The organism is Mesorhizobium kamtschaticum (assembly GCF_056174585.1).
The window spans coordinates 5,125,798-5,147,399 of sequence record NZ_CM149691.1 but is presented as its reverse complement, the minus strand read 5'-3'; the positions used below and the strand labels follow the sequence as shown (position 1 = coordinate 5,147,399).

24 protein-coding genes and 1 pseudogene are annotated in these 21,602 nt (G+C 61.1%); 12 read left to right on the top strand and 13 right to left on the bottom strand.

Translation table 11 applies throughout. From position 1 onward, the window contains the following. Positions 1 to 90: 90 nt before the first annotated feature. On the top strand, positions 91 to 717 hold the full coding sequence (locus AC0V7N_RS25595; RefSeq protein ID WP_475451052.1) for a transglutaminase-like cysteine peptidase: 627 nt from the start codon (positions 91 to 93) through the stop codon (positions 715 to 717). 110 nt (positions 718 to 827) lie between these two features. After that, a complete protein-coding gene (locus AC0V7N_RS25590; protein ID WP_475451051.1) occupies positions 828 to 1,619 on the top strand; it encodes a phosphodiester glycosidase family protein in 792 nt (263 codons plus the stop codon). Here the strand turns inward: AC0V7N_RS25590 and AC0V7N_RS25585 are convergent. Next, the gene (locus AC0V7N_RS25585; RefSeq protein ID WP_496627353.1) at positions 1,603 to 2,238 is read right to left on the bottom strand and encodes a VTT domain-containing protein; all 636 of its coding nucleotides are present in this window, start codon (positions 2,236 to 2,238) and stop codon (positions 1,603 to 1,605) included. The two genes, AC0V7N_RS25590 and AC0V7N_RS25585, sit on opposite strands and share 17 nt — an antisense overlap. Before the next feature lie 25 nt (positions 2,239 to 2,263). Further along, a complete protein-coding gene (locus AC0V7N_RS25580) occupies positions 2,264 to 3,247 on the bottom strand; it encodes a DUF1402 family protein (protein WP_475451049.1) in 984 nt (327 codons plus the stop codon). Positions 3,248 to 3,482: 235 nt separating this feature from the next. Here AC0V7N_RS25580 and AC0V7N_RS25575 point away from each other — a divergent pair, with 235 nt between their 5' ends. Further along, positions 3,483 to 4,571, top strand: coding sequence for a glycoside hydrolase family 25 protein (locus AC0V7N_RS25575; protein WP_475451048.1), 1,089 nt, complete (start codon positions 3,483 to 3,485; stop codon positions 4,569 to 4,571). 26 nt (positions 4,572 to 4,597) lie between these two features. On the opposite strand, the gene AC0V7N_RS25570 is transcribed toward AC0V7N_RS25575, so the two are convergent. Continuing rightward, positions 4,598 to 4,786: a hypothetical protein gene (locus AC0V7N_RS25570; protein ID WP_172229366.1), complete on the bottom strand. Its 189-nt coding sequence runs from the start codon at positions 4,784 to 4,786 to the stop codon at positions 4,598 to 4,600. Positions 4,787 to 5,021: 235 nt separating this feature from the next. Between AC0V7N_RS25570 and AC0V7N_RS25565 the strand changes: the two genes are divergently transcribed. Next, positions 5,022 to 5,564 carry a DUF2314 domain-containing protein gene (locus AC0V7N_RS25565; RefSeq protein ID WP_475451047.1) on the top strand — a complete coding sequence of 181 codons (543 nt, stop codon included), beginning with the start codon at positions 5,022 to 5,024 and terminating at the stop codon, positions 5,562 to 5,564. 11 nt (positions 5,565 to 5,575) lie between these two features. On the opposite strand, the gene AC0V7N_RS25560 is transcribed toward AC0V7N_RS25565, so the two are convergent. Both AC0V7N_RS25560 and AC0V7N_RS25555 read right to left on the bottom strand, forming a co-directional pair. Next, on the bottom strand, positions 5,576 to 5,947 hold the full coding sequence (locus AC0V7N_RS25560; protein ID WP_475451046.1) for a VOC family protein: 372 nt from the start codon (positions 5,945 to 5,947) through the stop codon (positions 5,576 to 5,578). A gap of 32 nt (positions 5,948 to 5,979) precedes the next feature. Next, the gene (locus tag AC0V7N_RS25555; RefSeq protein ID WP_475451045.1) at positions 5,980 to 6,891 is read right to left on the bottom strand and encodes a LysR family transcriptional regulator; all 912 of its coding nucleotides are present in this window, start codon (positions 6,889 to 6,891) and stop codon (positions 5,980 to 5,982) included. A 104-nt stretch (positions 6,892 to 6,995) separates the two neighbouring features. Here AC0V7N_RS25555 and AC0V7N_RS25550 point away from each other — a divergent pair, with 104 nt between their 5' ends. The 6 genes from AC0V7N_RS25550 to AC0V7N_RS25525 all read left to right on the top strand — a co-directional run bounded on the left by AC0V7N_RS25550 (position 6,996) and on the right by AC0V7N_RS25525 (position 10,622). Continuing rightward, positions 6,996 to 7,157 (top strand): hypothetical protein, encoded by a 162-nt coding sequence (locus AC0V7N_RS25550; RefSeq protein ID WP_475451044.1) that lies wholly within the window; start codon positions 6,996 to 6,998, stop codon positions 7,155 to 7,157. 38 nt (positions 7,158 to 7,195) lie between these two features. Next, positions 7,196 to 7,804, top strand: a complete 609-nt coding sequence (locus tag AC0V7N_RS25545; protein WP_496627352.1) for a methyltransferase — start codon at positions 7,196 to 7,198, stop codon at positions 7,802 to 7,804. A 169-nt stretch (positions 7,805 to 7,973) separates the two neighbouring features. Then, positions 7,974 to 8,360 (top strand): lysozyme inhibitor LprI family protein, encoded by a 387-nt coding sequence (locus tag AC0V7N_RS25540; RefSeq protein WP_475460483.1) that lies wholly within the window; start codon positions 7,974 to 7,976, stop codon positions 8,358 to 8,360. 112 nt (positions 8,361 to 8,472) lie between these two features. Beyond that, the gene (locus tag AC0V7N_RS25535; protein ID WP_496627351.1) at positions 8,473 to 9,438 is read left to right on the top strand and encodes a DUF3592 domain-containing protein; all 966 of its coding nucleotides are present in this window, start codon (positions 8,473 to 8,475) and stop codon (positions 9,436 to 9,438) included. Positions 9,439 to 9,481: 43 nt separating this feature from the next. Further along, positions 9,482 to 10,003: a hypothetical protein gene (locus tag AC0V7N_RS25530; RefSeq protein ID WP_475451041.1), complete on the top strand. Its 522-nt coding sequence runs from the start codon at positions 9,482 to 9,484 to the stop codon at positions 10,001 to 10,003. Next, a complete protein-coding gene (locus AC0V7N_RS25525) occupies positions 9,996 to 10,622 on the top strand; it encodes a hypothetical protein (RefSeq protein WP_475451040.1) in 627 nt (208 codons plus the stop codon). Before AC0V7N_RS25530 ends, AC0V7N_RS25525 begins: the two co-directional genes overlap by 8 nt. A 41-nt stretch (positions 10,623 to 10,663) precedes the next feature. On the opposite strand, the gene AC0V7N_RS25520 is transcribed toward AC0V7N_RS25525, so the two are convergent. The 8 genes and pseudogenes from AC0V7N_RS25520 to AC0V7N_RS25485 form a co-directional block, all read right to left on the bottom strand. Then, positions 10,664 to 11,674, bottom strand: coding sequence for a serine/threonine-protein kinase (locus AC0V7N_RS25520; protein ID WP_475451039.1), 1,011 nt, complete (start codon positions 11,672 to 11,674; stop codon positions 10,664 to 10,666). Between the two features lie 4 nt (positions 11,675 to 11,678). Further along, complete coding sequence (locus AC0V7N_RS25515; RefSeq protein ID WP_475451038.1) at positions 11,679 to 12,149, bottom strand: hypothetical protein; 471 nt, start codon at positions 12,147 to 12,149, stop codon at positions 11,679 to 11,681. 116 nt (positions 12,150 to 12,265) lie between these two features. Further along, entirely contained in the window at positions 12,266 to 16,045 is a 3,780-nt protein-coding gene (locus AC0V7N_RS25510; RefSeq protein WP_496627350.1) for a vitamin B12-dependent ribonucleotide reductase, read from the bottom strand. A gap of 662 nt (positions 16,046 to 16,707) precedes the next feature. Continuing rightward, positions 16,708 to 17,019, bottom strand: coding sequence for a PilZ domain-containing protein (locus AC0V7N_RS25505; RefSeq protein WP_475451036.1), 312 nt, complete (start codon positions 17,017 to 17,019; stop codon positions 16,708 to 16,710). A gap of 108 nt (positions 17,020 to 17,127) precedes the next feature. Next, positions 17,128 to 17,619, bottom strand: coding sequence for an NUDIX domain-containing protein (locus AC0V7N_RS25500; protein WP_496627349.1), 492 nt, complete (start codon positions 17,617 to 17,619; stop codon positions 17,128 to 17,130). Positions 17,620 to 17,828: 209 nt separating this feature from the next. After that, positions 17,829 to 18,329 carry a xanthine phosphoribosyltransferase gene (gpt, locus tag AC0V7N_RS25495; RefSeq protein WP_027045568.1) on the bottom strand — a complete coding sequence of 167 codons (501 nt, stop codon included), beginning with the start codon at positions 18,327 to 18,329 and terminating at the stop codon, positions 17,829 to 17,831. 116 nt (positions 18,330 to 18,445) lie between these two features. Continuing rightward, positions 18,446 to 19,278: pseudogene (locus AC0V7N_RS25490) on the bottom strand (universal stress protein). A 73-nt stretch (positions 19,279 to 19,351) separates the two neighbouring features. Next, positions 19,352 to 20,095, bottom strand: coding sequence for a competence/damage-inducible protein A (locus AC0V7N_RS25485; RefSeq protein WP_475451035.1), 744 nt, complete (start codon positions 20,093 to 20,095; stop codon positions 19,352 to 19,354). Between the two features lie 153 nt (positions 20,096 to 20,248). On the opposite strand from AC0V7N_RS25485, the gene AC0V7N_RS25480 reads away from it, so the two are divergent. Next, a complete protein-coding gene (locus tag AC0V7N_RS25480) occupies positions 20,249 to 21,253 on the top strand; it encodes an alpha/beta fold hydrolase (RefSeq protein WP_475451034.1) in 1,005 nt (334 codons plus the stop codon). A gap of 54 nt (positions 21,254 to 21,307) precedes the next feature. Further along, on the top strand, positions 21,308 to 21,592 hold the full coding sequence (locus AC0V7N_RS25475) for a hypothetical protein (protein WP_475451033.1): 285 nt from the start codon (positions 21,308 to 21,310) through the stop codon (positions 21,590 to 21,592). Positions 21,593 to 21,602 lie beyond the last annotated feature (10 nt).

Here is a 21,602-nt window from a genome sequence, read left to right as displayed (position 1 = left end):
ATCCCTCGGAGATGTGATCAGCGGCGTTCATTGACTTCGGAAGATAACACCCTTTAACATTCTGTTAACAAAACAGATGGGTGGGGCCGGATGGCATCCTCGATGGGTTGGCGCCGCAAGGCGAAGGGGCTGGGGCTGGCGTTTGCGCTGTCCGCTTTCTGTGCGGCGGCGGGTTCAGCTTATGCCGCGCCCGTTTCCATGGTTGTCGGCGGCTCGACCTCCCAGCCGATCGGCCACTATGATTTTTGCAAGATCCATTTCGCCGAATGCTCGATCCGCTCGCCCGACAGCGAACCGGAACATATGACCAGCAAGCTGCTGCACGATATCTCGGCTGTAAATCTCTCGGTCAACACGCGCGTCAAGCCGATGAGCGACATGGACAATTACGGCAAGGACGAGTGGTGGGCCTATCCCGACAACGGTTTCGGCGACTGCGAGGATTACGCCCTGGAAAAGCGGCGTGAACTGAACAGCCTGGGCATCGCCGTGGCCAATCTTTTGATGACGGTGGTCCGCAAACCTGATGGCGAAGGTCATGCCGTGCTGACGGTGCGCACGGACAAGGGCGACTTCATCCTCGACAATCTGACCGACAAGGTCCGCCTCTGGAACCAGACCAGCTATCGCTACCTGAAACGGCAGGCGAGCGACAACACCGGGCACTGGGTTTCCATCCTTGGCGGCGACGAGCAGCTGGTCAGCTCAGTCAAATAGTCTCGTCGCCCGGCCGCATATCCTGATCCATGCCCCCGAACCGGTCTTCATAGTGCCGGTCGACGGTGCTATCCACGGCCGCTCGTTGGAACTGGCAATCGGATAGATGTATGGATTTTCTGACGCTTCTCAACGCGGCGCCCCTGCTGATGGGTTTGGTCAAGGCCGCGCTGCCGCAGGCGGTCGCCACCATGATCGCATTCGGCCAATGGGTCGCATCGGTGCCGCCGTGCCGCGACTTCGCCTTCGAGGCGACAAGCTACCTGGTCTGCGAGGTCGACCCGAAGCTGTATTCGATCGAACTGTTCTGGAAGGATCCGGCCGGCAAGCCTTTTCAGTCGCTGCACAATCTCGACAACGCCCAGCGCGCGGCCGGCCGCACCATGCTGTTTGCCATCAATGCCGGCATGTATCATCCCGACCTCAGGCCGGTCGGCCTCTATGTCGAGCGTGGCCAGGAAATGGCTGGTGTGAAGACGGGATCGGGAAGCGGCAATTTTTCGCTGCAGCCGAATGGCATCTTCTATATCAGCGGCGGCAAGGCTGTCGTCCGGGCGACCAGGGACTTCGTCAGGAAGCGGCCATCCACCGACTATGCCACGCAATCCGGGCCGATGCTGGTGATCGACGGCGCGCTTCATCCGAAATTCCAGTCCGACGGCACGTCGCGCAAGTCCCGCGACGGGGTCGGGGTTCGCAAGGACGGTGTCGCGGTCTTTGCCATTTCGAACGGCACGGTTAATTTCCATGCATTCGCCCGGCTGTTCCGCGATGCGCTCGGCTGCGACAACGCGCTGTTTCTCGATGGCACGATATCGAGCCTGTTCGCGCCCGCGATCGGCCGCAATGACGACTACTGGAATCTGGGACCGATGATCGGGGTGTTCAGGAAGAGGGGTTAGGCTCGCGCTTGCCCCGGAGCTTGAGCGCGATCACCGCTATGATGACCAAGGCGACCACGGCGATCGCCGCCAATCCGAACAGGCTGGTCACATCGAACTCGGGGATGCTGCCGGCGCCCTTGGCCACCAGCCATCCCGGCGACAGCACGACCGGAGCCCAGATGATCGCCGACAGGATGTTGGCGATCTGGAAGCGGCGCCGGTGCATGCCCATCATGCCCGCGACCAGCGGCACGGTGGCGCGGACCGGGCCGAAGAAGCGGCCGACGAAAACGGCCAGAAAACCATAACGGTGAAAGAACAGCCGCGCCCGAGCGACCTCGCGGCGGTAGCGATTGAGCGGCCATTTGTGAACGACACCGCGCCCGAGCCATCTGCCGAGGAAATAGGAGATGGTGTCGCCGAGCGCCGCCCCGATCATCGCGGCCAGAAGAACGGGCAAAGGCTGCACGATGCCGGCCCCCACCAGGCCGCCAACGATGATGAGCACCGTGGTGCCGGGCAAGAGGATGCCGACGAGCACGAGCGACTCGCCGAAGGCAAGCAGCCCGACCACGAGGCCGGCCCAGGCCTGATGGTTCTCGATGAAACAAACGCTCTGGTCGATGAACGACTGCACGCAGGCTCCCTGTTAAAAGCGTTTCTCAGCTGCCGCTGTCGAGCAGGCTTCTGAGTTCGTCGAGCTTGTCGTTGACGAGCCAGCCGTAATAATTCTCGACCGGCAGTTTGCGGCCCTTGCCCCCGGCAACCGCCGCGCGAAGGTCGGCCGCCCGTTGCCGGGGTTGACCGACATTGTAGAGCGTGGCCGTGATGCCCGGATTGCCTGAGATGTCGAAGCCCTGTTCCTTGTAGGCGTCGATGGCGTCGCGCACGATCGCGGCGATGTAGACGATGCTTCGGTCCGGATCCATGACATCGCGATAGATCACCTGCGGATGATCCGGCGTCAGCCTGTCGTAGCCGCTGACCTTGTTCACGAGATCCGTCACTTCAAGCGCGGTCAGTGGGCTGATCTGGCCGAGGCCGAAGGTCTGGCCGGCGAAGAAGGGCTGGAAGAATGCCTGCTGGAAGGTCTGGGCATCGTAGGTGACGCCGTCGACCGTCTTGCCGCGGAAATGCTCGACCCACACCCTGTCGCGGCAGCTCCACAGGGTAGCACTGTCCTTGGCCTCGGCGCAGGCCGCGAATTCCGGCCGCTGGACAAAGGTCTGTACCGGCACGCCCTTGTAGCGGAAGGCAAAGTCGAGGCCGGAATAGGACAGCGCCTTCACGTAATAGGTCTGGACGGAACCGACGGCCGTCACATTGTAGGTATGTTCGCCGACCAGTGCGCCGACGATATGGATGGGGTCGATATCGTAGGCGGCGGCGACCTGCTTGATATGCGCCACCAGTTTCTTCTCGCGCTTCAGCAGTGCGACGATCTTCTCGTATTTTTCCGCGTAGGTGGTCTTGAAGGCGCGGGTTCGCGTCGCCGATGCATCCGGGATCGTCGGTTGCGTCTGCGAGCGATTGCCGGGAGGAGCGACGACCAGCCCGCTGGCATGCGCGATCCCGGCCGTGAGCGTGCCGCAGCAGGCGAGGGCCGCGAGCAGGGGGACCAGGAGAAGCCGCTGCAACGCAATCATCGGGCGCCTTTTGGGAATCGTGGGAAATGCCGGCGGCAATCGCCGCCCCTCGTCTCAACAGCCACATCATGGCGCTGTCAAGGCTCGGCCGGCCGTCGGCGGCGAATGTCTGAAACGGGACACAGTCATGGTAAAAAACTTGATTCAAACTTTATTGGTAATTTCTCGTTCATAACTGGCCTGGTTGTCCGTCGGCTGTCGCCTTCGGTCTGTTGTGTTCTGAGTACAGGTCCAGATGCGGTTACCAGGCGTCGTCAGTTTCGTGATCGCAGCGCTGTGCCTTGCCGGCTGCTCGTCGACATCGGGCATGGACGCGCTCGACATGCAAAAGCCGTCGAACGAGACCACCAGCTCGGTGGTGCGGCCAAGCGCACCGATCGCATCCGTCCCTGTGGCCAAGGCCAAAGCACGCAAGCTAGCCGAGGCAGCGCCCGTGGACGAACCTGCTCGGCCTTTTGGCCTAGCGGAAGAAGAAACGGCGATGCTGGCAACACCTGAGCTGCCCGACAGTCCTGAGCTGCCCGACAGTGCCGAGCCGCCGGTCGAAGCGGCTGCACTGGTGTCACCGTCGAAGCTATTGAGCCGCAATGGGCCGCCCATGTTTGCCGGGTCGATCATGCGTTACGGCTTTCGCGACGCCAAGCCGATCAATTTCGGCCGGTCATCGCCCAGGCATCTCGCCGTCCATGGGGTCGACGTCTCGCGCTGGCAAGGCGACGTCAACTGGGGGAAGCTGCGCGCCCAGGGTGCCAACTTCGCCTACATCAAGGCGACCGATGGCGGTGATCATCTCGATCCGATGTTCATGAAGAACTGGCGCAATGCCGATGCCGCCGGGCTGAAGCGCGGCGCCTATCATTTCTTCTACTGGTGCCGCACCGCCGGCGAGCAGGCCGACTGGTTCATCCGCAACGTGCCGAAGGTCGATGGCGCCTTGCCGCCGGTGATCGACGTCGAGTGGAATGGCGACTCCTCGTGCAAGCGGCGCCCGTCACGCGAAAAGGTGCTGGAGAAGATGCAGGTGTTCATGGACAAGCTGGAGCGTCACTACGGCCAGCGTCCCATCATCTACACCGCGCCCGATTTCTATCGCGACAATCTCCAGGGGGCCTTTCTCGACTATCCCTTCTGGCTGCGCGCGGTGGCGCGGCATCCGTCAAAGGTCTATCCCGGCCGCAAATGGCTGTTCTGGCAGTATTCCGGCTCCGGCTTGTCGCATGGCGTGACCGGCCGCATCGACCTCAACGTCTTCCACGGCGACGAGCGGCAATGGCGTGCCTGGGCCGGCGGCGGCGGCGGTCAGATGATGGCGGACTCGGACTAGCCCTTAGCATCGCCGCCGGCTGATCCTCATTGGAGTTGGCGGCTGCCGCCATTCCGTTCCTCGCTCAGCCGCAACCTCGCCCTCAAGCTCATGATTTCGGCAAGCGCCGCGTCGATCATGGTCAAAAGCGTCAGCGTATCGTGCTGGGTTGGATCGGCCCTAACATAGGCGAGCTGGTTCACGATGTCGTTGTCATCGTCGGCTTCATCGCTCATGCCCGTCTCCCGACTTGCTGTCTCGAGGATGTCTCCGGCCCTTTTTAAGCCGATCGGCTCTGCCGTCAAATTACCCTTCCGCAATCCATTTTGTCGGGCAGCGCTCCCGCATGTCCGGGCTTGCAATTTTCGGCGGTAATTTCAGAGTTTTGCTAACCAACCGCTCATGTTGTTCCTTAGCGGTGTCGCAACGTCCACCCGGTAACTTCCCCGTGATCAAGGCATGGAGGGATCGATGCGCAATCCGGTTCTGGCGGTCGCTGTTGTGGCCGCCCTTGGCTACGGTGCTTTCAACACGCTCAGGCATATGCCTGACAGCAAGCCGATAGCGATTCCGGAGGCCGCACCCGGCGCCTTGCCGATGTCGCCGCGCCCGATCAAGGAAAACGTTGTCGCCTATTCCACCGCTGACCAGGCGATGCAGGCCGCCAAGAAGGCCGGCCACCAGACGCTGCCGCGGTTCCACCAACTGATCGCCGCCGCTACGCCGGGCACCTACACGGTGAAATTTCCGCTGACCCAGAACGGCGCCACCGAGCACATCTGGATGCAGCTGGTCGGCTTTGGCAACGGCAAATTCATCGGCCTGCTCGCCGATGTGCCGGTCAACGGCAACAAGTACAAGATGGGCGACGAAATGACCGTGGCCGAGGCCGATGTCGAGGACTGGATGGTGAGGAATGGCGGCGAGGTCTATGGCGGCTACACCGTACGCCAGGCGCTGGTCGACATGCCCAGGGACAAGGCGGCGCAATACGGCATCACGTTCAAGGATTGAGGCGCGGCGCTTCACCGCTCGTTGATCATCGCCTCGATGTTGTAGCCGTCGGGGTCGAGCACGAAGCAGGCGTGGTAATTCTCCGCATAGTCGGGGCGCGGGCCGGGGGCGCCATTGTCTTTGGCGCCGGCCTCCAGCGCTGCCCGATAGAACGCATCGACCTCTGCCTTGCTGCCGACGCGGAACGCCACGTGAAGATGGGTGAGCGGCGGCGTCTCGCCGGTTCGCTGGATCTCGAACAGGCAGCCATTGCCGATATCGAAGGCCCAGAACACCCCGTCCTTGCCGAAGGACAGGCGATATCCCAGGGGCGCAAAAGCGCGCTCATAGAAGAGCTTGCTCTTCTCCAGGTCACCCACTTCGATGGTTATGTGATCGATCATTTTGTCCTCTGTCGTGAGTGCACCTGGTGGGCCTATGCCTGGTGCGCTTCCTGCTCTCGAATGTCGGCGGTCTGGGCCAGCACCCAATCCCGGAACACCTTGATCTTCGGTACGTTGCGGCGGCTTTCCAGGTGCACAAGCCAATAGCCGTCGCCGTCGGACCCGACGATGTCGAAGGGCTTTATCAGCTGCCCCTTCGCCAAAAGCGCGCTGTAGAGATTTTGCGTGAGGATGGCAGCAGCCTGATCGGTCAGCGCCGCCATCGCATCATAAGCCTGCCCGCCGAGTGCCGGGCCGGGGATGACACGAGCGGGATCGAAGGGCACGCCGGCCGCTTCGAACCAGATTTTCCACCAGGGATCGTCAGGGCCGCATAGCGGCACCTTGTAGAGATCCTCGGGGTGGCGGATACCGCCGACGCTCTCGGCCAGTTTTGGGCTGAGCATCGGCGTGTAGTCCGCCTTGAACAGATAGTGGGCGGTCAGGCCGGGCCATTTGCCGGTGCCGGTCCGGATGCCGATATCCATGCCCTCGCGCCCGAAATCGACCAGCCTCGACGATGTATCCACCTTCACGGCGAGGTCTGGATGCATCAGCTGGAATGTTCCAAGCCACACGGCCAGCCAGTTCGATGCAAATGTCGCCATGGTCGTCAGCGAAAGCACGCCGCTCGCTCCACCCTTGGTGGCGACCCAGGCATCCGCCAGGGCCGAGAACGCGCCCGTGGCGTGCGGCGCCAAGTGATGCCCGGCCTCGGTCAAGGCGATCTGTCTTGTTTTTCTTATGAAAAGCGGCGTCCCGGCGCGTTCCTCCAGCACCTTGATCTGATAGCTGGCCGCCGACTGGGTCATGCCGAGTTCTTCGGCGGCTTTTGTGAAACTGCCCAGTCGCGCTGCGGCTTCAAAGACCCGGATGGCCCCTAAGGGCGGCAGTTCCCAACTCATGACGCATCAATCCTCCTGATGCATGCTACGCGACGTTCGATTGGAAGCCAAGGCCGCAAACAGGCATGCTCTGGTCATCAACTCGAACCCGAAAGGACACGGCAATGACCCTCTACAACACGCTTCGTCGTCCGATGCTCGACCTCTTCACCGCGCCGTTCAGATCCCGCAGGCGCGGCCTGCTTGACCACCGTTCGCTGTCGGATCATTTTCTGCGCGACATCGGCGTGCTCGACGGGCACGTACCTCCCGGCAGCGTTCGCTGAAGACGCTTTTGACCCACACGGATGCAAGGGAGGGAAAGATGGACGTGTCATCGGAGGCCCTGGCGAAGAGCCGTCAAACGATCTGTGCCTATGAGGACTATGCGGAACGCTACGATGCCATCGTGCGGCATGTCCCCAATGAGAGAGAGCAGCCATCGCTGAAGCGGCTTGTGGCGATTGCCGGCACAGAAGGCCGGATTCTGGAAGTCGGGTCCGGAGCGGGCTACGATGCGGACTTTCTGGAGGGCTTGGGCGTCAAGGTTCGCCGCACCGACGCGACAAAGCGCTTTCTCGAGCTGCAGGCCGCACGCGGCAAGCATGGTGAGCTTCTCGATCTCCTCACCGATGATCTCGGCGGCCCCTATGACGCCGTCCTGGCCCTGGCCGTCCTGATCCATCTGCCGCGTGACCAGACCGACCAGGTGCTTGCCAGGATAGCCGGGTCGCTGCGGCCAGGCGGCGCCTTTCTGGTATCGATGCGCAACGGCGATGGCGAGACATCAGGCGAATATCATACAGTCTACTGGCGCAGGGACGATTTCGCGGCTCGTCTCGAAGCCGCCGGGCTGGTGCTTCTCAGGGATGATTTCAACCTCGGCCGCAACGACGAAGAATGGAACACCTTCCTGGCTATAAGACCGGCATGATGCGCCGACGCCGGCTTGCGTTCGGGCATATTGCCTCCACAATGGCAGAGATGATCTTGTAATGCGTGGTTTTCACCATGCCTTACGGCCATCTTCGGGAGGCGAAATGCGCAGCAAGCGGGTAGGGACATCTTGGCTCATCAGCGGGGCGTTGGCCTGCCTGTTGACAGTGCTGCCCGCGAGGCTGATGGCGTCGGGTCTGAAGGACCCGACCGCCGAGACACTCGACCGCTGCCTGAATGACCCGGCCCATGGCTCTACATCAGGCCAGACCGAATGCGAGGCGGCGGCAACGGATGCCTATGATCGCCGCATGAACGCCGCCTACGCGACGCTCATGCGCGAATTGCCGCGCGAGGCGGCACAGCAGCTGCGCCTGTCGCAACGCGCATGGCTGGCCTTCCGCGACGCCGAGGCGAAGGCAAGGGACGCTCTCTATGAAACGAGGCAAGGCACGATGTACGTGCCCATGCAGGCTGCCGACGCCACCAATGTCATCCGGGATCGGGCACTCCTGCTGGAGGGATATGTTCGCGTCATGGCGATTGATGACTAGGCGGCGGTTATTGATGCTTGCCCGGCGGGTCACCTCCCGACTTTGCGAATAAGCGAGACATTGCCGCCACGGTGCTGTCTAGTGCCGGTTCCTGCACTCCGGGGGGATCAGGGTGGAGCTCAAAATTCTGCTTGTCGGCTTTGCCTGCGCGGTCGCGGGCATGTTGTCGCTCATCACCTTCCTGAAATGGCGAGAGGTGCGGGCGCTGAGCCACTGGTTGCCGACGCCGGGAAAGATCATCTCGTCGCGCGTCGAGGCGCGTGAGGTCAGAAGCTCGGGTGTCGGCTCGGACAGCAGCGATACCACCGAGATGCGCAATTTTCCGGCGATCACCTTCGAATACAAGGTGGCTGGCAAGAAATTTCAAAGCTCGCGCTACAGCGTGAAGGAGAATCTTGGGAATTTCGAAGTCACCGAGACCCTGGCGCAGTTTCCCCGCGGCGCCGAGGTGACCGTCTTCTACAATCCGGCTGATCCGAGCAAAGCCGTGATCGAGCGCACGATGCCCGATGGCGCCTTCAAGTTCATGTTCCAGCTCTCGGCGGGGCTGGTGATCGGCGCGCTGGTGCTGGTGTTTTCCGTCGGCGGTCTGCTCGAGGCGATCAGGCCGCATTTGCCCAAGCCGCAGAACCTCGGCCCCGCGGCATTGCTGTTGTTCATGGGCCTGATGATCCTGCGCATGGGCTTCGCCCAGAAGTCGCTGGCAGAGCAGGCGGCAAAGTGGCCTGTCGCCGCCGGCCGCATTGAGTCCTCAGGTCTGCAGGCGCTGCGAAACTATAGCGGCTATCGACGCTGGCGCACCGTCTTCAAATCCCGCATCGTCTACAGCTATGGCGTCGCCGGCCAACGCTACAGCGCCGACCGCGTATCCTTCGGCGCCACGGTCACGGCTTCGCTGCCTGGCCTCGTCAGCGGTCAGGCACGAAGCTATGTCGAGGGCAGCAAGGTCGACGTGCACTACGACCCGGCCAACCCGGCCTCGGCGGTGCTCGAATGCCGGGTGCGCGGGCTCTGGCTGCTGTGGGTCTGTTCGGCAGGCTTTCTCGGTGGCGCTGCTTGGCTCGTCGGGTTGGTGTGAGGACAGGCTTTTGGCATCCACGACGCGTTCCCGGAAACATCCGATGATCATTCGCAGACTGGCCTTTGTTGTCCTGGGTTTGCTCGGCTCCTTGCAGGTGGCGAGCGCAAAAGAGTGTCTGCTGAGCCATGCCACCTACCGCGAGCCGCGATCGGGCGCGGTTCTGCAATTCCGGCCGATCGACAACGAGCCGGCAGCGCTGACGGCGCAGGTGTTTTCACTGACCGTGCCCAACACCGACAAAAACCTACCGGCCGACATCACCTGGACCAACGGCAGGAATTCGTTCCCGCTCGGCACCATCCGCTACACCTGCACCGACGATGACCGCGAAGCAGGCCTGCAGGATGGCAGCGGGCTGTGCCGGATGTGGGACGGCCAGGTCTACGCCTTGACCGGCGGCGGCGCCGAGCAGTTGAATTCGCGCGAAGCGACGCCGGCGCCGAAAGGGCTGTTGTTGCCCGATTTCGGCGTGGCCTTCACCGAATGGGCCGATTTCGCCAACGCCAATCCCAATGGCTCGGCCTGGGATGCCTTCACCTTGACTGGATGCCGCGATGACTAGCGCCACGAGATCGATCGCCTGGGCCTGCGCCCTGTTGGCGTCCGCGACGATATCCGCCGTCGCTCGCGCCGACGAGCCGGCGCCATCGCGCCTGCCGATCGACAAATGCGTCTGGGAAAAGCTCGCCGACAAGACAATCGGCCTTGCCGCCTGGGTGCAGCGCTGCGATTTCGGCTTCCGCCAGATCCATTTCGAATTCGCCGGCAACGCGCTCGCCATCAAATACAGCGATGGCGGCGCGGCCGATCCTCTGGTCGAGGTATTCGACGTCAAATCAGGCGAAACCGCCGAGGCCGCCTTGCAGCGCCTGTTCCTGGAAAAGACCGACAAGGCGGTCAGCGCCCGCTGCGTGCTGGTGCCCTACACGGAAGGCACCGCTCCCGCCGGCGTCAAACGCTACACATTCAGCCCCGACGCCGCCTATGCGAAAGAACTGAAGGCGCTTGCCGACCCCAACGAGGTTCCAGAACCACCCTGCGGCGATTGGGGCGAAATGCCTGACGGCATCCAGTATTTCGAGGTGCCGGCAGGCGAGGGGCGGAAGGTGCTGTTCGTGCGCGTTGGCCAGGATGATCCGTTGTTTGATGAGCAGACGCTGCGGGTGTTGCCGTCGAGGTAACTTACGTCGCTCTCGAACAGGCAGCCATTGCCGAAATTGAATCAACGAAGTGTGGTTTGAGATATCTGTTGGTTTAATCCGACCACCGCGTCCGCCATGGTTCCAAATTTTGCACAGTTGGCGTTTTTGCGCCTGCCGTTCAGTTGATAAACAACCTCAAAATTATTCTTTCCAGGTGCAATTGTAAGGCGATGCTGTTGGTCTCCGTCATCCGCTGTCCAATCATTTGGTTGGATCTGAATCCAATCCAATTTGACTGAAAGACCTTCGAGTGCTTGGCGCATCTCGTGTGCACTTTTGTATCGCTTTGTAGGATCGTAATTGCACGCTCTGTTGCAAATTCGTCTCAGTCTATCCGGAATGTATAAAGGATAACCAACCTTTTTAATGACTTGGCCTTTCTGAATCATTGCCTGGTTGATTGGTAAGGAGTTCCAGTCGCTGATGTTAGATGCCAACTGAAATAATGACATGCCCGTCGAATATATATCCGTAGATATTGAAGTGATTCCTGCCGAAAAGAGCTCGGGTGCCGAATATATGGGAGTTCCTGCGGCGCTGCCGTGAGGGACGCCCCCTGTTGATTTTGCCAGGCCGAAGTCAGATAACTTCGCTATTTTTCCTTTCAGCATAAAATTGGCTGGTTTTATATCGCGGTGTAAAACAAAATTGTTGTGAGCGTTCTCCAGAGCGAAAAGGATATCGATTACACATCTTATCGTCGTTCTTAGTGAGACGTACTGCCTTTCCAAGAGCGCTTCTGCTGATCCATCAGGAAGATACTCCATCTCGATCGCAGCGTACTTTTTTCCTCCATGAGTAATCGGTTGAACATCGAAAACCTCTACAACTCGATCATGTTGACATAAATGAAGAACTTGAGCCTCAATATGAGCTTTGAACGCTGATGGGTCGGTGTTTTCGACATACTTAACCGCACATTCTCGATTCATGGCTAAATCGACGGCGTGATAAACCTCGCCGAACGCACCAGCGCCGACATATTTGATTATCTTAACGTTGCTTATTGTATCGTTTGCCGAGAATAACATGTCATCAATCCAAAGCAGCTCTCCAGGCGACTAAAGCGCTTTTTCGCTGCATCTCATCCCAGTTTGGCGGGTGTTTGCCAAATTTTTGATCCACCGCGTCGATTGGCCTTTTGCCTGCGGGAAGACCAAAGGGGCCGCCCTTGATGAAGGCTTGAGGGGTAAAGACCTTGAGCGGGATGTCGTGCGTCTTGCAGCATTGCGCCAAAGCACCAAGAGGAAGTATCTGGTACCGGGAAGAGTTCAGGCTTTTGCTCTCCCAAATTTCAACTGAAGAAACAAGGTCTGGTTTTTTTGATTTAAAAATCTCAATAAAATCAAGACGCCACCTCTCAACTAGATCGAGAAGCGAGAGTTCAGGGTCATACTTTATTATTCCGTGGTCCAGGTAGGTGAAATCGGGCGCATTTTTTGAAATTATGGAATATCGTATCTTTCCTTTTTGATAGCTGAATCCCATCACCTTGGTTGCTGGCATGTGCTTCCCCCATTTCCCGTGCCCTCATCACCTATACAATGCTTTGGGGTTGCATCAAATGAAAAAGGCGGCGCCTAATGCGCCGCCTTTGTATTGAAAAAGGAACGGGTCTTATCTCAGCTGCACCCGCTCGTGGCGCCACAGGTATCGCACTTCTCACAAGTCCCGTTCCGCACCATGGTAAAGTTCTGGCACTCGGAGCAGGAATTGCCGGTGTAGCCTTGCAGCAGTGACCTGGCGCGGCGGTCGGCGGCGAGTTTCTTCGCTTCGGCCGCCTCATTGGCCGCGGCGTCGGTGAACAGTGCCGCCGTGGCGTCCGAGGTCTCGGAAACCGCCTCCTCGAAGGCGATGTCCTCGGCCAGTTCCTTGGCGCGATCCTCATAATCGCGCTTGTAGGCGACCGCTTCGTCGCTGGCCGGCTTGAGCGCCAGCACGTTGGAGCCGGAGAAAGCCGTCGGCGCCGAGCGGGCAGGGGTGGTGGTGGCGCCGGCAAAGCCCTTGGGCTCGTTGCCGATTGCCCTCGACACCAGCTTCACCGGCGAACCGCGGGTCAGGCCCTTGGAGACGGCGTCGGTCTTGCCTTCGCTGATGTTGCGGCCAAGTGCGGTGTTGGAAAAGTCCGACTGGTCGACATGGGCGAGGTCGTTGCGGCCGAGATAGGAGATGGCGAGTTCGCGGAACACGTAGTCGAGGATCGACGTCGCGCTCTTGATGGCGTCATTGCCCTGCACCATACCGGCCGGCTCGAACTTGGTGAAGGTGAAGGCGTGCACATATTCGTCGAGCGGCACGCCGTACTGCAGGCCGAGCGAAATGGCGATGGCGAAGTTGTTGAGAAGGCCACGCAGCGTGGCACCCTCCTTGTTCATGTCGATGAAGATCTCGCCGAGGCGGCCATCATCATATTCGCCGGTGCGCAGGAAGATGGTGTTGCCACCGATCTTGGCCTTCTGGGTATAACCCTTGCGGCGGCCGGGCAGCTTTTCCTGCTCGCGCGACACGCGTTCGATGATGCGCTCGACGATCCGCTCGGTGATCTGTGCCGCACGTGCTGCCGCCGGGGCGGCGATCAGCTGCTCGACCGCATCGTCCTCATCCTCCTCGCCATCGGCGAGCAGCGAGGCATTCAGCGGCTGCGACAGTTTTGAGCCGTCGCGGTAAAGCGCGTTGGCCTTCAGCGCCAGCTTCCACGACAGCATGTAGGCGCCCTTGGCGTCCTCAACTGTCGCATCGTTCGGCATGTTGATGGTCTTGGAGATGGCGCCGGAGATGAAGGGCTGCGCCGCCGCCATCATCTGGATGTGGCTGTTGATCGACAGCGAACGCTTGCCGATCTTGCCGCACGGGCTGGCGCAGTCGAACACGGCAAGGTGTTCGGCCTTGAGGAAGGGCGCGCCTTCCAGCGTCATCGCTCCGCAGACATGGATGTTGGCGGCCTCGATGTCCTTCCTGGAGAAGCCCAGCGCCGGCAGGATCTCGAACGAGAAATCGTTGAGCTGCTCGTCGGTGAAGCCGAAGGTCTCCTTCACCCAGTCGGCGCCGAGCGTCCACTGGTTGAAGACGAACTTGATGTCGAAGGCCGACTTCAGCGCCGCGTTGAGCGCCGTGATCTTCTCATCGGTGAAGCCTTTCGCCTTGAGCGAGCCGGGGTTGATTGCCGGCGCCTGGTTGAGGTTGCCGTGGCCGACCGCATAGGCCTCGATCTCGGCGAGCTGGCTCTCGGAATAGCCGAGCGTGCGCAGCGCTTCCGGCACGGCGCGGTTGATGATCTTGAAGTAGCCGCCGCCGGCGAGCTTCTTGAACTTCACCAGCGCGAAGTCGGGCTCGATGCCGGTGGTGTCGCAATCCATGACCAGGCCGATCGTGCCGGTCGGCGCGATGACGGTCGCCTGCGCGTTGCGGTAGCCATGCTCCTCGCCAAGCTCGATGGCGCGGTCCCATGCGGCTTTCGCATGCTCGACAAGCGCCTGCTGCTTGAGGTCGGAGGCAACCAGCGGCACCGGGTTGACGGCCAGCTTCTCGTAGCCGTCCTTGTCGCCATAGGCGGCACGGCGATGGTTGCGCATGACGCGCAGCATGTTCTGCGCGTTGCGGTCATAGTCGGCGAAAGCGCCGAGCTCGGCGGCCATTTCGGCCGAAGTGGCATAGGCCACGCCGGTCATGATCGCGGTGAGCGCGGCGCAGATCGCACGGCCTTCATCCGAGTTATAGGGAATGCCCGAGGTCATCAGCAAGCCGCCAATGTTGGCGTAGCCAAGGCCGAGCGTACGGTATTCGTAGGACTGCTTGGCGATCTCCTTCGACGGGAACTGCGCCATCATGACCGAGATTTCGAGCACGATGGTCCACAGCCGCACCGTATGCTCATAGGCGGCGATGTCGATCGTCCCGTCGGCATTGCGGTAGGGCAGCAGGTTGATCGAGGCGAGGTTGCAGGCCGTGTCGTCGAGGAACATATATTCCGAGCACGGGTTGGAGGCCCGGATCGCACCGGCGGAAGCGCAGGTGTGCCAGTCGTTCATCGTCGTGTTGAAGTGAAGGCCGGGATCGGCGGACGCCCAGGCGGCGTAGCCGATCTTTTCCCAGAGATCCCTGGCCTTCAGCGTCTTCAACACCTTGCCGTCCTTGCGGGCGGTCAGGTGCCAGTCGGCATCCTGCTCGACGGCGCGCAGGAAATTGTCCTTCAGCGACACCGAATTGTTGGAGTTCTGGCCCGAAACCGTCAGATAGGCATCCGAATCCCAGTCGGTGTCGTAGGTCTTGAACGACATCGAGGTGTAGCCCTGCTTGGCGAACTGGATGACGCGGTAGATGTAGTTCTCCGGCACCGCGTCCTTCTTGGCCGCCTTGATCTCGCGCTTCAGCGCCGTGTTGATGGCCGGATCGAAGCAATCGTCGCCATTGCCTTCGCAATTGACGCAGGCCTTCATGATCAACTCGAGATGCTTCTTGACAATCTTGGAGCCGGTCACCAGCGAGGCGACCTTCTGCTCCTCATTGACCTTCCAGTCGATGAATTCCTCGATATCGGGGTGGTCGGCGTCGACGATGACCATTTTCGCGGCGCGGCGCGTCGTGCCGCCCGATTTGATGGCGCCCGCCGCGCGGTCACCGATCTTGAGGAAGCTCATCAGGCCGGACGAGCGGCCGCCGCCGGACAGCTTTTCGCCTTCGCCGCGCAGCAGCGAGAAGTTCGAGCCGGTGCCGGAGCCGTATTTGAACAGGCGCGCTTCACGCACCCACAGATCCATGATGCCGCCCTCGTTGACGAGGTCGTCCTGCACGCCCTGGATGAAGCAGGCATGCGGCTGCGGGTGCTCGTAGGAGGACTTCGACTTGGTCAGCTTGCCGGTGAAAGGGTCGACATAGAAGTGACCCTGGCTCGGACCGTCAATGCCGTAGGCCCAGTGCAGGCCGGTGTTGAACCATTGCGGCGAATTCGGCGCGACGCGCTGGGTGGCCAGCATATAGGCAAGCTCATCGCGGAAAGCGCGCGCGTCTTCCTCCGAAGTCTTGAAGTAGCCGCCCTTCCAGCCCCAGTAGGTCCAGGTGCCGGCCAGCCGGTCAAAGACCTGGCGGGCATCGATCTCGGACCCGTAGCGCTCGCCTTCCGGCAGCTTGGCAAGTTCAGCCTCGTCGGCAACGGAGCGCCACAGGAAGGAGGGAACGTCGTTCTCCTCGACCTTCTTCAGCCGCGCGGGGACACCGGCCTTGCGGAAATATTTCTGCGCCAGGATGTCGGCGGCGACCTGGGAGAACTGCGCCGGCACATCGATGTTGTCGAGACGGAACACCACCGAACCATCCGGATTCTTGATCTCGGAAAGGGCCTTGCGGAATTCGATCTCCGCATAAGCTGATTGGCCTGGCTTGGTGAAGCGACGCTCGATGCGCATTGGTCCGGTCCTTTTGTCTATATATAGCGCTTTTCCCCAGGGATTTCTGCCCCCAATGCGAAACGCGCATGTCCGCCGTCTGCCGGCGTTCGAAAACGGCCGGCTCTCCATTTAGCGATCTCCCCCAGCACTTGCTGCCTGGGCTCCTTTAGAAGCCTCTGTCACAACGCGCCGGGGAACTCCGCGGGTCCCTCAAATCTGATTTTTTCGATTCCCTCACTCGAGGGAAATTCACACTATCTAGCGTCGAACCTACCTGCAAACACTAAATATAGTATTAACAGACAATTTATTCCAGTCCGACAATTCTCCCTATCGTCCCCAGCCACCCCACAATCCCAACGCTTCCGCCGGCCTCGTAAACAGGCGGAAATGCGGGCAAAAACGCACATAATCCGGGAAAAAGACCGGGCTCAGAACTTTCCGGTCGCACTCTCAACAGGAGCGCATGGCCTATAAAAGGCGACTCGTTTTGCGCCGTCAAGGATTCGTTTGCGTAGCTTTTGTGACCCCAACATCTTGTGTGTCACACATGTGGATAACGGGGATAGAATTGAGCAGCAGAGATCGCTGTTTGCCGGCAACAGGCACGCGTGCCTCCAGCGACCGGAGACCACTATCGGGTGAGTCCGGGCAGGCCGATCAGGCTGCGATAGATCGGGTCAGCCGTAATGCAGCTTCGGCTTCGGCTCGGTGCCGGTAAACCGCACGCCAATCCGGTCATTGCGGCGCCAGCGGACCTCGCAGCGATAGGCGACGCCGTCGAGCGGTACATAGAGAAGGAATCGATCGGGAACCCGCGACTCGAGCGGAACTTTCAATTCGGCGCCGCCCGCATGCTGGTTGCGCACCGTAACGCCGACTTCCGAGTTTTGAATGCCGGTGATGACCGAACCGCCCTTGAGCACGCGTGGACGGTGCTCGCGCTTGGAGGCGTCGGAATCTTGCTTAAGTGGGTCTACAGAGTTTGCCATCGGTCAATCGCCAGATTGGCCGATTCTTAGCGAAGAAAAATTAGCAAACCATTCACGCGGTACATCACATGGTTGTGAATCCGCCGTAAAACACGCAAAAGATGTCGTTTAGGAGAATCTGTGCGGGTCGGCGCAGAAATAGGCGATGATCTGGCAAAGGTCGGGTTCATTGACCATGCGCACCGCTTCGCTGGAATTGACCCATTTGCGGGTGCGGGCGCGCTTTTCCTTCCAGCGATCGGCGATCTTGTCGACTTCCAGCGGAAACACCAGCACCTCGCAAGGTACTTCTTCGCCGGAGCCCAGAACCTTGGCATAGAAATAACGGCCGGCTTCGACATGGGAAATGTTTCCGCGCAACCCGGCTTCCTCGCCGGCCTCGCGCGCCGCCGCCTCGCAGAGCGGCTCCCTGGCCTCTGGCCAGCCTTTCGGCAACACCCAGCGGCCCGTATCGCGGCTGGTGATCAGCATGATCTCGACGCCATTCCCGGCATCGCGCCAGGGCAGGGCGGCAACCTGCAGGCGGCACGGCGCGGTGCCGAAAAGTCGCCGGACCCTTTCAGCCAGATGGTTGTGGTGCGTCGTTGGCCTCGTCAACATCGGAGAAGCTAGCCCCAGCCTCCAGAATCGTTTTGCCGCCTTACGAATCTTACGGCGAATTCTGACCAATAAAAGTAAAAACTTTGATCAGGCTGGCTGATTTCCGCCAATAATGGTCGATTTCACAGGATATCTTGCCCACGCATTCTTCCGCGGTAGCAAACATTACCATGAATGGCTGCTTGTCTGGAAAAACAGTCCGTTGCGAATCAGCCGGCGTGGTCGTCGGCGATCGGCTTCTGGTAGGTGAAGCCCATGTCCCAGGGGAAATAGATCCAGGTGTCCTGACTGACCTCGGTGACGAAAGTGTCGACCAGAGGGCGACCTTTCGGCTTGGCGTAGACGGTGGCGAAATGCGCCTTGGGCATCATCGCCCGCACGATGCCGGCGGTCTTGCCGGTGTCGGTCAGGTCGTCGATGATCAGCACGCCGGCGCCATCGTCGGCAAGCAGCGCGGGCGTGATTTCCTTCAGCACCTGCAGCTGCCCCTGGCTGGTGTAGTCATGATAGGAGGCGACGCAGACCGTCTCGATGACACGGATGCCGAGCTCGCGCGCAATGATCGCCGCGGGGACCAGTCCGCCGCGGGTGATGCAGACGATCGCTCTCCATTGTCCCTTGTTGGCACCGGAAAGCCGCCAGGAAAGCGCACGGGCGTCACGATGGAACTGGTCCCAGGAGACAGGGAAGGCCTTTTCGGGAAGGGACATTTTTCGCGCACTCCGCAGCACGCGAAAGCCGCGTGCACAAAAACAGGGGAATGCGCGCGGAATTAACTGGAAACCCTTGGGCTTGGCAAGGGCGACCGGCAGCGATGGCTGTGGACTTATCGCGACAGGAAGGCCGCCACCTGGGTTGTGCGCAACACCGTGCGCGTCACGCCGCCGAACAGCAGCTGGCGCAGCCAGGAGTGGCTGTAGGCGCCAGCACCAGGAGATCGGCGCCGGTCTCGGCGACCCGGTTCTGGATCATGTCGTCGACCGAGGTGCCTCCCGATTTCTGCACCGAGACGCTGACGTTGGCGCCATGGCGCGACAGGGCCGATGCGATTTCGGCGCCCGCTGCTTCCGGGCTTTCGTCGAGCGTATCGGGCGGATCAATGACCAATATGTCGGTTTTCTCGGCCTCGATGATGAAGGGCAGGGCGTCGAAGGCGGCGCGGGCGGCCTCCTTGCTGCCGTTCCAGGCGAGCAGCACATGTTTGAATGTGGTGACCAGTGGGCCAGCACTCGGCACCACCAGCACCGGCCGGCCGGCGTCATAGACCAGCGTGTCGACATCGGCACTCGGGTCGCCACCGGTATCGCGCTGGGCGGCGACAATGAGATCGGCGGCGCGCACGCTCGAAATGCCGGTCAGCGCGCTGTCGCCCGAGAAACTCTCCAGGCTGCGCCATTCGAAGGAGAGGCCGGAATCCTCGATGCGCCGGAGAAAGACGGCCTGCAGCTTGTCGGCCCGCTCCCGGTTCATGTCGGCTGACACCTGCAGGAATTCGGTATCCGGGAAGCCGGTCGCCGACGTGTAGGGCACCGGAAGCGCCTCGGCATGGATGCCGATCAGATGGCTCTCGTAGCGGCTGGCGAGCGGAATGGCGCAGTCGAGCACGCGCTCGGCGTCCTGCTCGTTCTGCAGAATGGCAACGATGGTCTTGAAGCGCATGGTGATCCCTCAATCTGGCGAGCTTCGATCTCGCGTGCAGGGAAACGTTGGCGCGCCGTGCTTGGTTCCGGCCTCAGCTCGCCTTGGCGGCGAAACCCGCCACCATCGCCTCGACATCGGCGCGCGCGGCCTCGAGCGCCTCCTGGCTGCGGGCGCGAACGACCAGTTCGGTCCAGAACTTGCCGTCGCCATACTTTGGATAGGAGCCGATGATCGTGTCCGAATGCGCCTTCTGGATCTCACCCAATGGCCCGCCGATAAGGCCTTCGCCGAACGGACAGTGCACCGTCGCCGACAGCATTTTCGTGCCGGTCTTCAGCGTCGGGACGACATTGTCGAGCATGGCCTGGAAGATCGAGGGCACGCCGGCCATGACGTGGACGTTGCCGATGCGGAAGCCGGGCGCTACCGACACCGGGTTGTCGATGTGGTCGGCGCCGCGCGGCATCCGCGCCATGCGCTTGCGCGCGTCGGTGTATTCGATGCCGCGCGCGGCGTAGCTTTCGCCCAGCATCGCATAGGCCTTGGCATCGTATTCACAGGGAACGCCGAATGCCTTGGCGATCGAATCAGCGGTGATGTCGTCATGGGTCGGGCCGATGCCGCCGGTGGTAAACACATAGGTGTAGCGCGCGCGCACGGCATTGACCGCAGCTATGATCTCGTCTTCCTCGTCGGGAACGATGCGCACTTCCTTCAGGTCGATGCCGACTGCCGTCATGATGTCGGCGAGGTGGCCGATGTTCTTGTCCTTGGTGCGGCCGGACAGAATCTCATCGCCGATGACAAGCATGGCGGCTGTAACGATTTCAGGCATGGAGGGCTCCGGCAGGACGGGTCGCCTGAGATAGCGCGGCGCGTGGCCGTCGGCAATGCCGTCCGGGCGGCGAACAATGGCACCCGTTTCGATGCGAGGTTGCAGCGCAACCGGATGCGGGTAAGCTCAAACTGGTTCTGGTCCGGGTGAACAATGCTGATATCGATCCTGTCGTGGCTGCTGGCCCTGTTGTTCGTGCTGGCGGTCGTGGGGATCGCCGGTCTGGTGTCGGCGACGCTGTGGATCGCGGCGAAGGCGCAAAGACTGGTGCCGCCGGTCGGAAAATTCGTCGAGATCGACGGCAACCGCATCCACTATGTCGATGTCGGCGAGGGCAGGCCGATCGTCTTCCTGCACGGGCTCGGTGCGCAACTCCATCACTTCCGGCACACGCTGTTCGGACATTTCGGTCCGGGCTACCGGCTGATCGCGCTCGACCGCCCGGGATCGGGCTATTCGGTGCGCGCGAGCGGTGCCACCGGCCGCTTGCCCGAGCAGGCAGCCCTGGTGCGCAGCTTCATCGAAAAATTGGGGCTGGAAAGGCCGCTGGTGGTCGGTCACTCGCTGGGTGGCGCCGTCACGCTGACCCTGGCGGTGGAGCATCCCGAGGCGATTTCGGGGATCGCCTTGCTGGCGCCGTTGACGCATCTGGAAACCAGGGCACGCCAGCGGTTTGACTTGCTCTATATCCCTTCGCGCCTGCTGCGCTGGATCATGGCCTACACCGTGGCGATACCGCTGAGCCTGCGCTATGCGCGGCCGACGATGGAATTCATCTTCGCGCCGCAGGCTTTTCCCGCGGACTACATGGTCGACGGCGGTGGCTGGCTCGGGCTGCGGCCAGTCCATTTCCAGGCAACATCAGCCGATGTCGTGGCCATCGAACAGGACCTCGGCGACATAGAGCAACGCTATGGCGAGATTGCCATGCCGGCCGGCATCCTGTTTGGAACCGCCGACCGCGTCATCGACATCCGCATCCATGGCGAGCCGATGCGAGGCAAGATCGAAGGGCTCGATTTCGAACCCGTCGACGGCGTCGGCCATATGCCGCAGTTCGTCGAGCCCAGGCGGGTCATTGATTTCATCGAGCGGATTGCCGCCCGCGCGTTTCCATCACCCCAGCCTCACGACAATTTCAATGAACCAATCGGCTGACTGCCGGGTTTACCCCGTGTCGCACCCAAGGCGACCAAGACACGGAGTAATGCAATGTACAGGAAACTTCTCGCAGCATCGGTTCTGACGATCGGCCTCGCCACATCGGCGATGGCACAATCGTCGGACGCCGCATATTCCAACCATCACAACTGGTGGCCGTTCGGCAATGAAGAGTCTTCAGGCGTCGATCAGAACACGACCGGAAGCATCAATGGCGACCGCTCTGGGCTGGATACCCTTGGTAGTTCGGGCGCGGTCGGCCCTTGTGCCTACAACACGGCCGGTCCTGACGCGAACGCTCAGGGCAACGTGAACGATCAGTATTGCGGTAAATAGTTCAGCCGCT

Coding starts and splice junctions, on each gene's coding strand:
- AC0V7N_RS25595 (WP_475451052.1), top strand. CDS start 91: ATGGCATCCTCGATGGGTTGGCGCCGCAAGGCGAAGGGGCTGGGGCTG.
- AC0V7N_RS25590 (WP_475451051.1), top strand. CDS start 828: ATGGATTTTCTGACGCTTCTCAACGCGGCGCCCCTGCTGATGGGTTTG.
- AC0V7N_RS25580 (WP_475451049.1), bottom strand. CDS start 3,247: ATGATTGCGTTGCAGCGGCTTCTCCTGGTCCCCCTGCTCGCGGCCCTC.
- AC0V7N_RS25575 (WP_475451048.1), top strand. CDS start 3,483: ATGCGGTTACCAGGCGTCGTCAGTTTCGTGATCGCAGCGCTGTGCCTT.
- AC0V7N_RS25570 (WP_172229366.1), bottom strand. CDS start 4,786: ATGAGCGATGAAGCCGACGATGACAACGACATCGTGAACCAGCTCGCC.
- AC0V7N_RS25565 (WP_475451047.1), top strand. CDS start 5,022: ATGCGCAATCCGGTTCTGGCGGTCGCTGTTGTGGCCGCCCTTGGCTAC.
- AC0V7N_RS25560 (WP_475451046.1), bottom strand. CDS start 5,947: ATGATCGATCACATAACCATCGAAGTGGGTGACCTGGAGAAGAGCAAG.
- AC0V7N_RS25555 (WP_475451045.1), bottom strand. CDS start 6,891: ATGAGTTGGGAACTGCCGCCCTTAGGGGCCATCCGGGTCTTTGAAGCC.
- AC0V7N_RS25550 (WP_475451044.1), top strand. CDS start 6,996: ATGACCCTCTACAACACGCTTCGTCGTCCGATGCTCGACCTCTTCACC.
- AC0V7N_RS25545 (WP_496627352.1), top strand. CDS start 7,196: ATGGACGTGTCATCGGAGGCCCTGGCGAAGAGCCGTCAAACGATCTGT.
- AC0V7N_RS25530 (WP_475451041.1), top strand. CDS start 9,482: ATGATCATTCGCAGACTGGCCTTTGTTGTCCTGGGTTTGCTCGGCTCC.
- AC0V7N_RS25525 (WP_475451040.1), top strand. CDS start 9,996: ATGACTAGCGCCACGAGATCGATCGCCTGGGCCTGCGCCCTGTTGGCG.
- AC0V7N_RS25520 (WP_475451039.1), bottom strand. CDS start 11,674: ATGTTATTCTCGGCAAACGATACAATAAGCAACGTTAAGATAATCAAA.
- AC0V7N_RS25515 (WP_475451038.1), bottom strand. CDS start 12,149: ATGCCAGCAACCAAGGTGATGGGATTCAGCTATCAAAAAGGAAAGATA.
- AC0V7N_RS25510 (WP_496627350.1), bottom strand. CDS start 16,045: ATGCGCATCGAGCGTCGCTTCACCAAGCCAGGCCAATCAGCTTATGCG.
- AC0V7N_RS25505 (WP_475451036.1), bottom strand. CDS start 17,019: ATGGCAAACTCTGTAGACCCACTTAAGCAAGATTCCGACGCCTCCAAG.
- AC0V7N_RS25500 (WP_496627349.1), bottom strand. CDS start 17,619: ATGTTGACGAGGCCAACGACGCACCACAACCATCTGGCTGAAAGGGTC.
- gpt (WP_027045568.1), bottom strand. CDS start 18,329: ATGTCCCTTCCCGAAAAGGCCTTCCCTGTCTCCTGGGACCAGTTCCAT.
- AC0V7N_RS25485 (WP_475451035.1), bottom strand. CDS start 20,095: ATGCCTGAAATCGTTACAGCCGCCATGCTTGTCATCGGCGATGAGATT.
- AC0V7N_RS25480 (WP_475451034.1), top strand. CDS start 20,249: ATGCTGATATCGATCCTGTCGTGGCTGCTGGCCCTGTTGTTCGTGCTG.
- AC0V7N_RS25475 (WP_475451033.1), top strand. CDS start 21,308: ATGTACAGGAAACTTCTCGCAGCATCGGTTCTGACGATCGGCCTCGCC.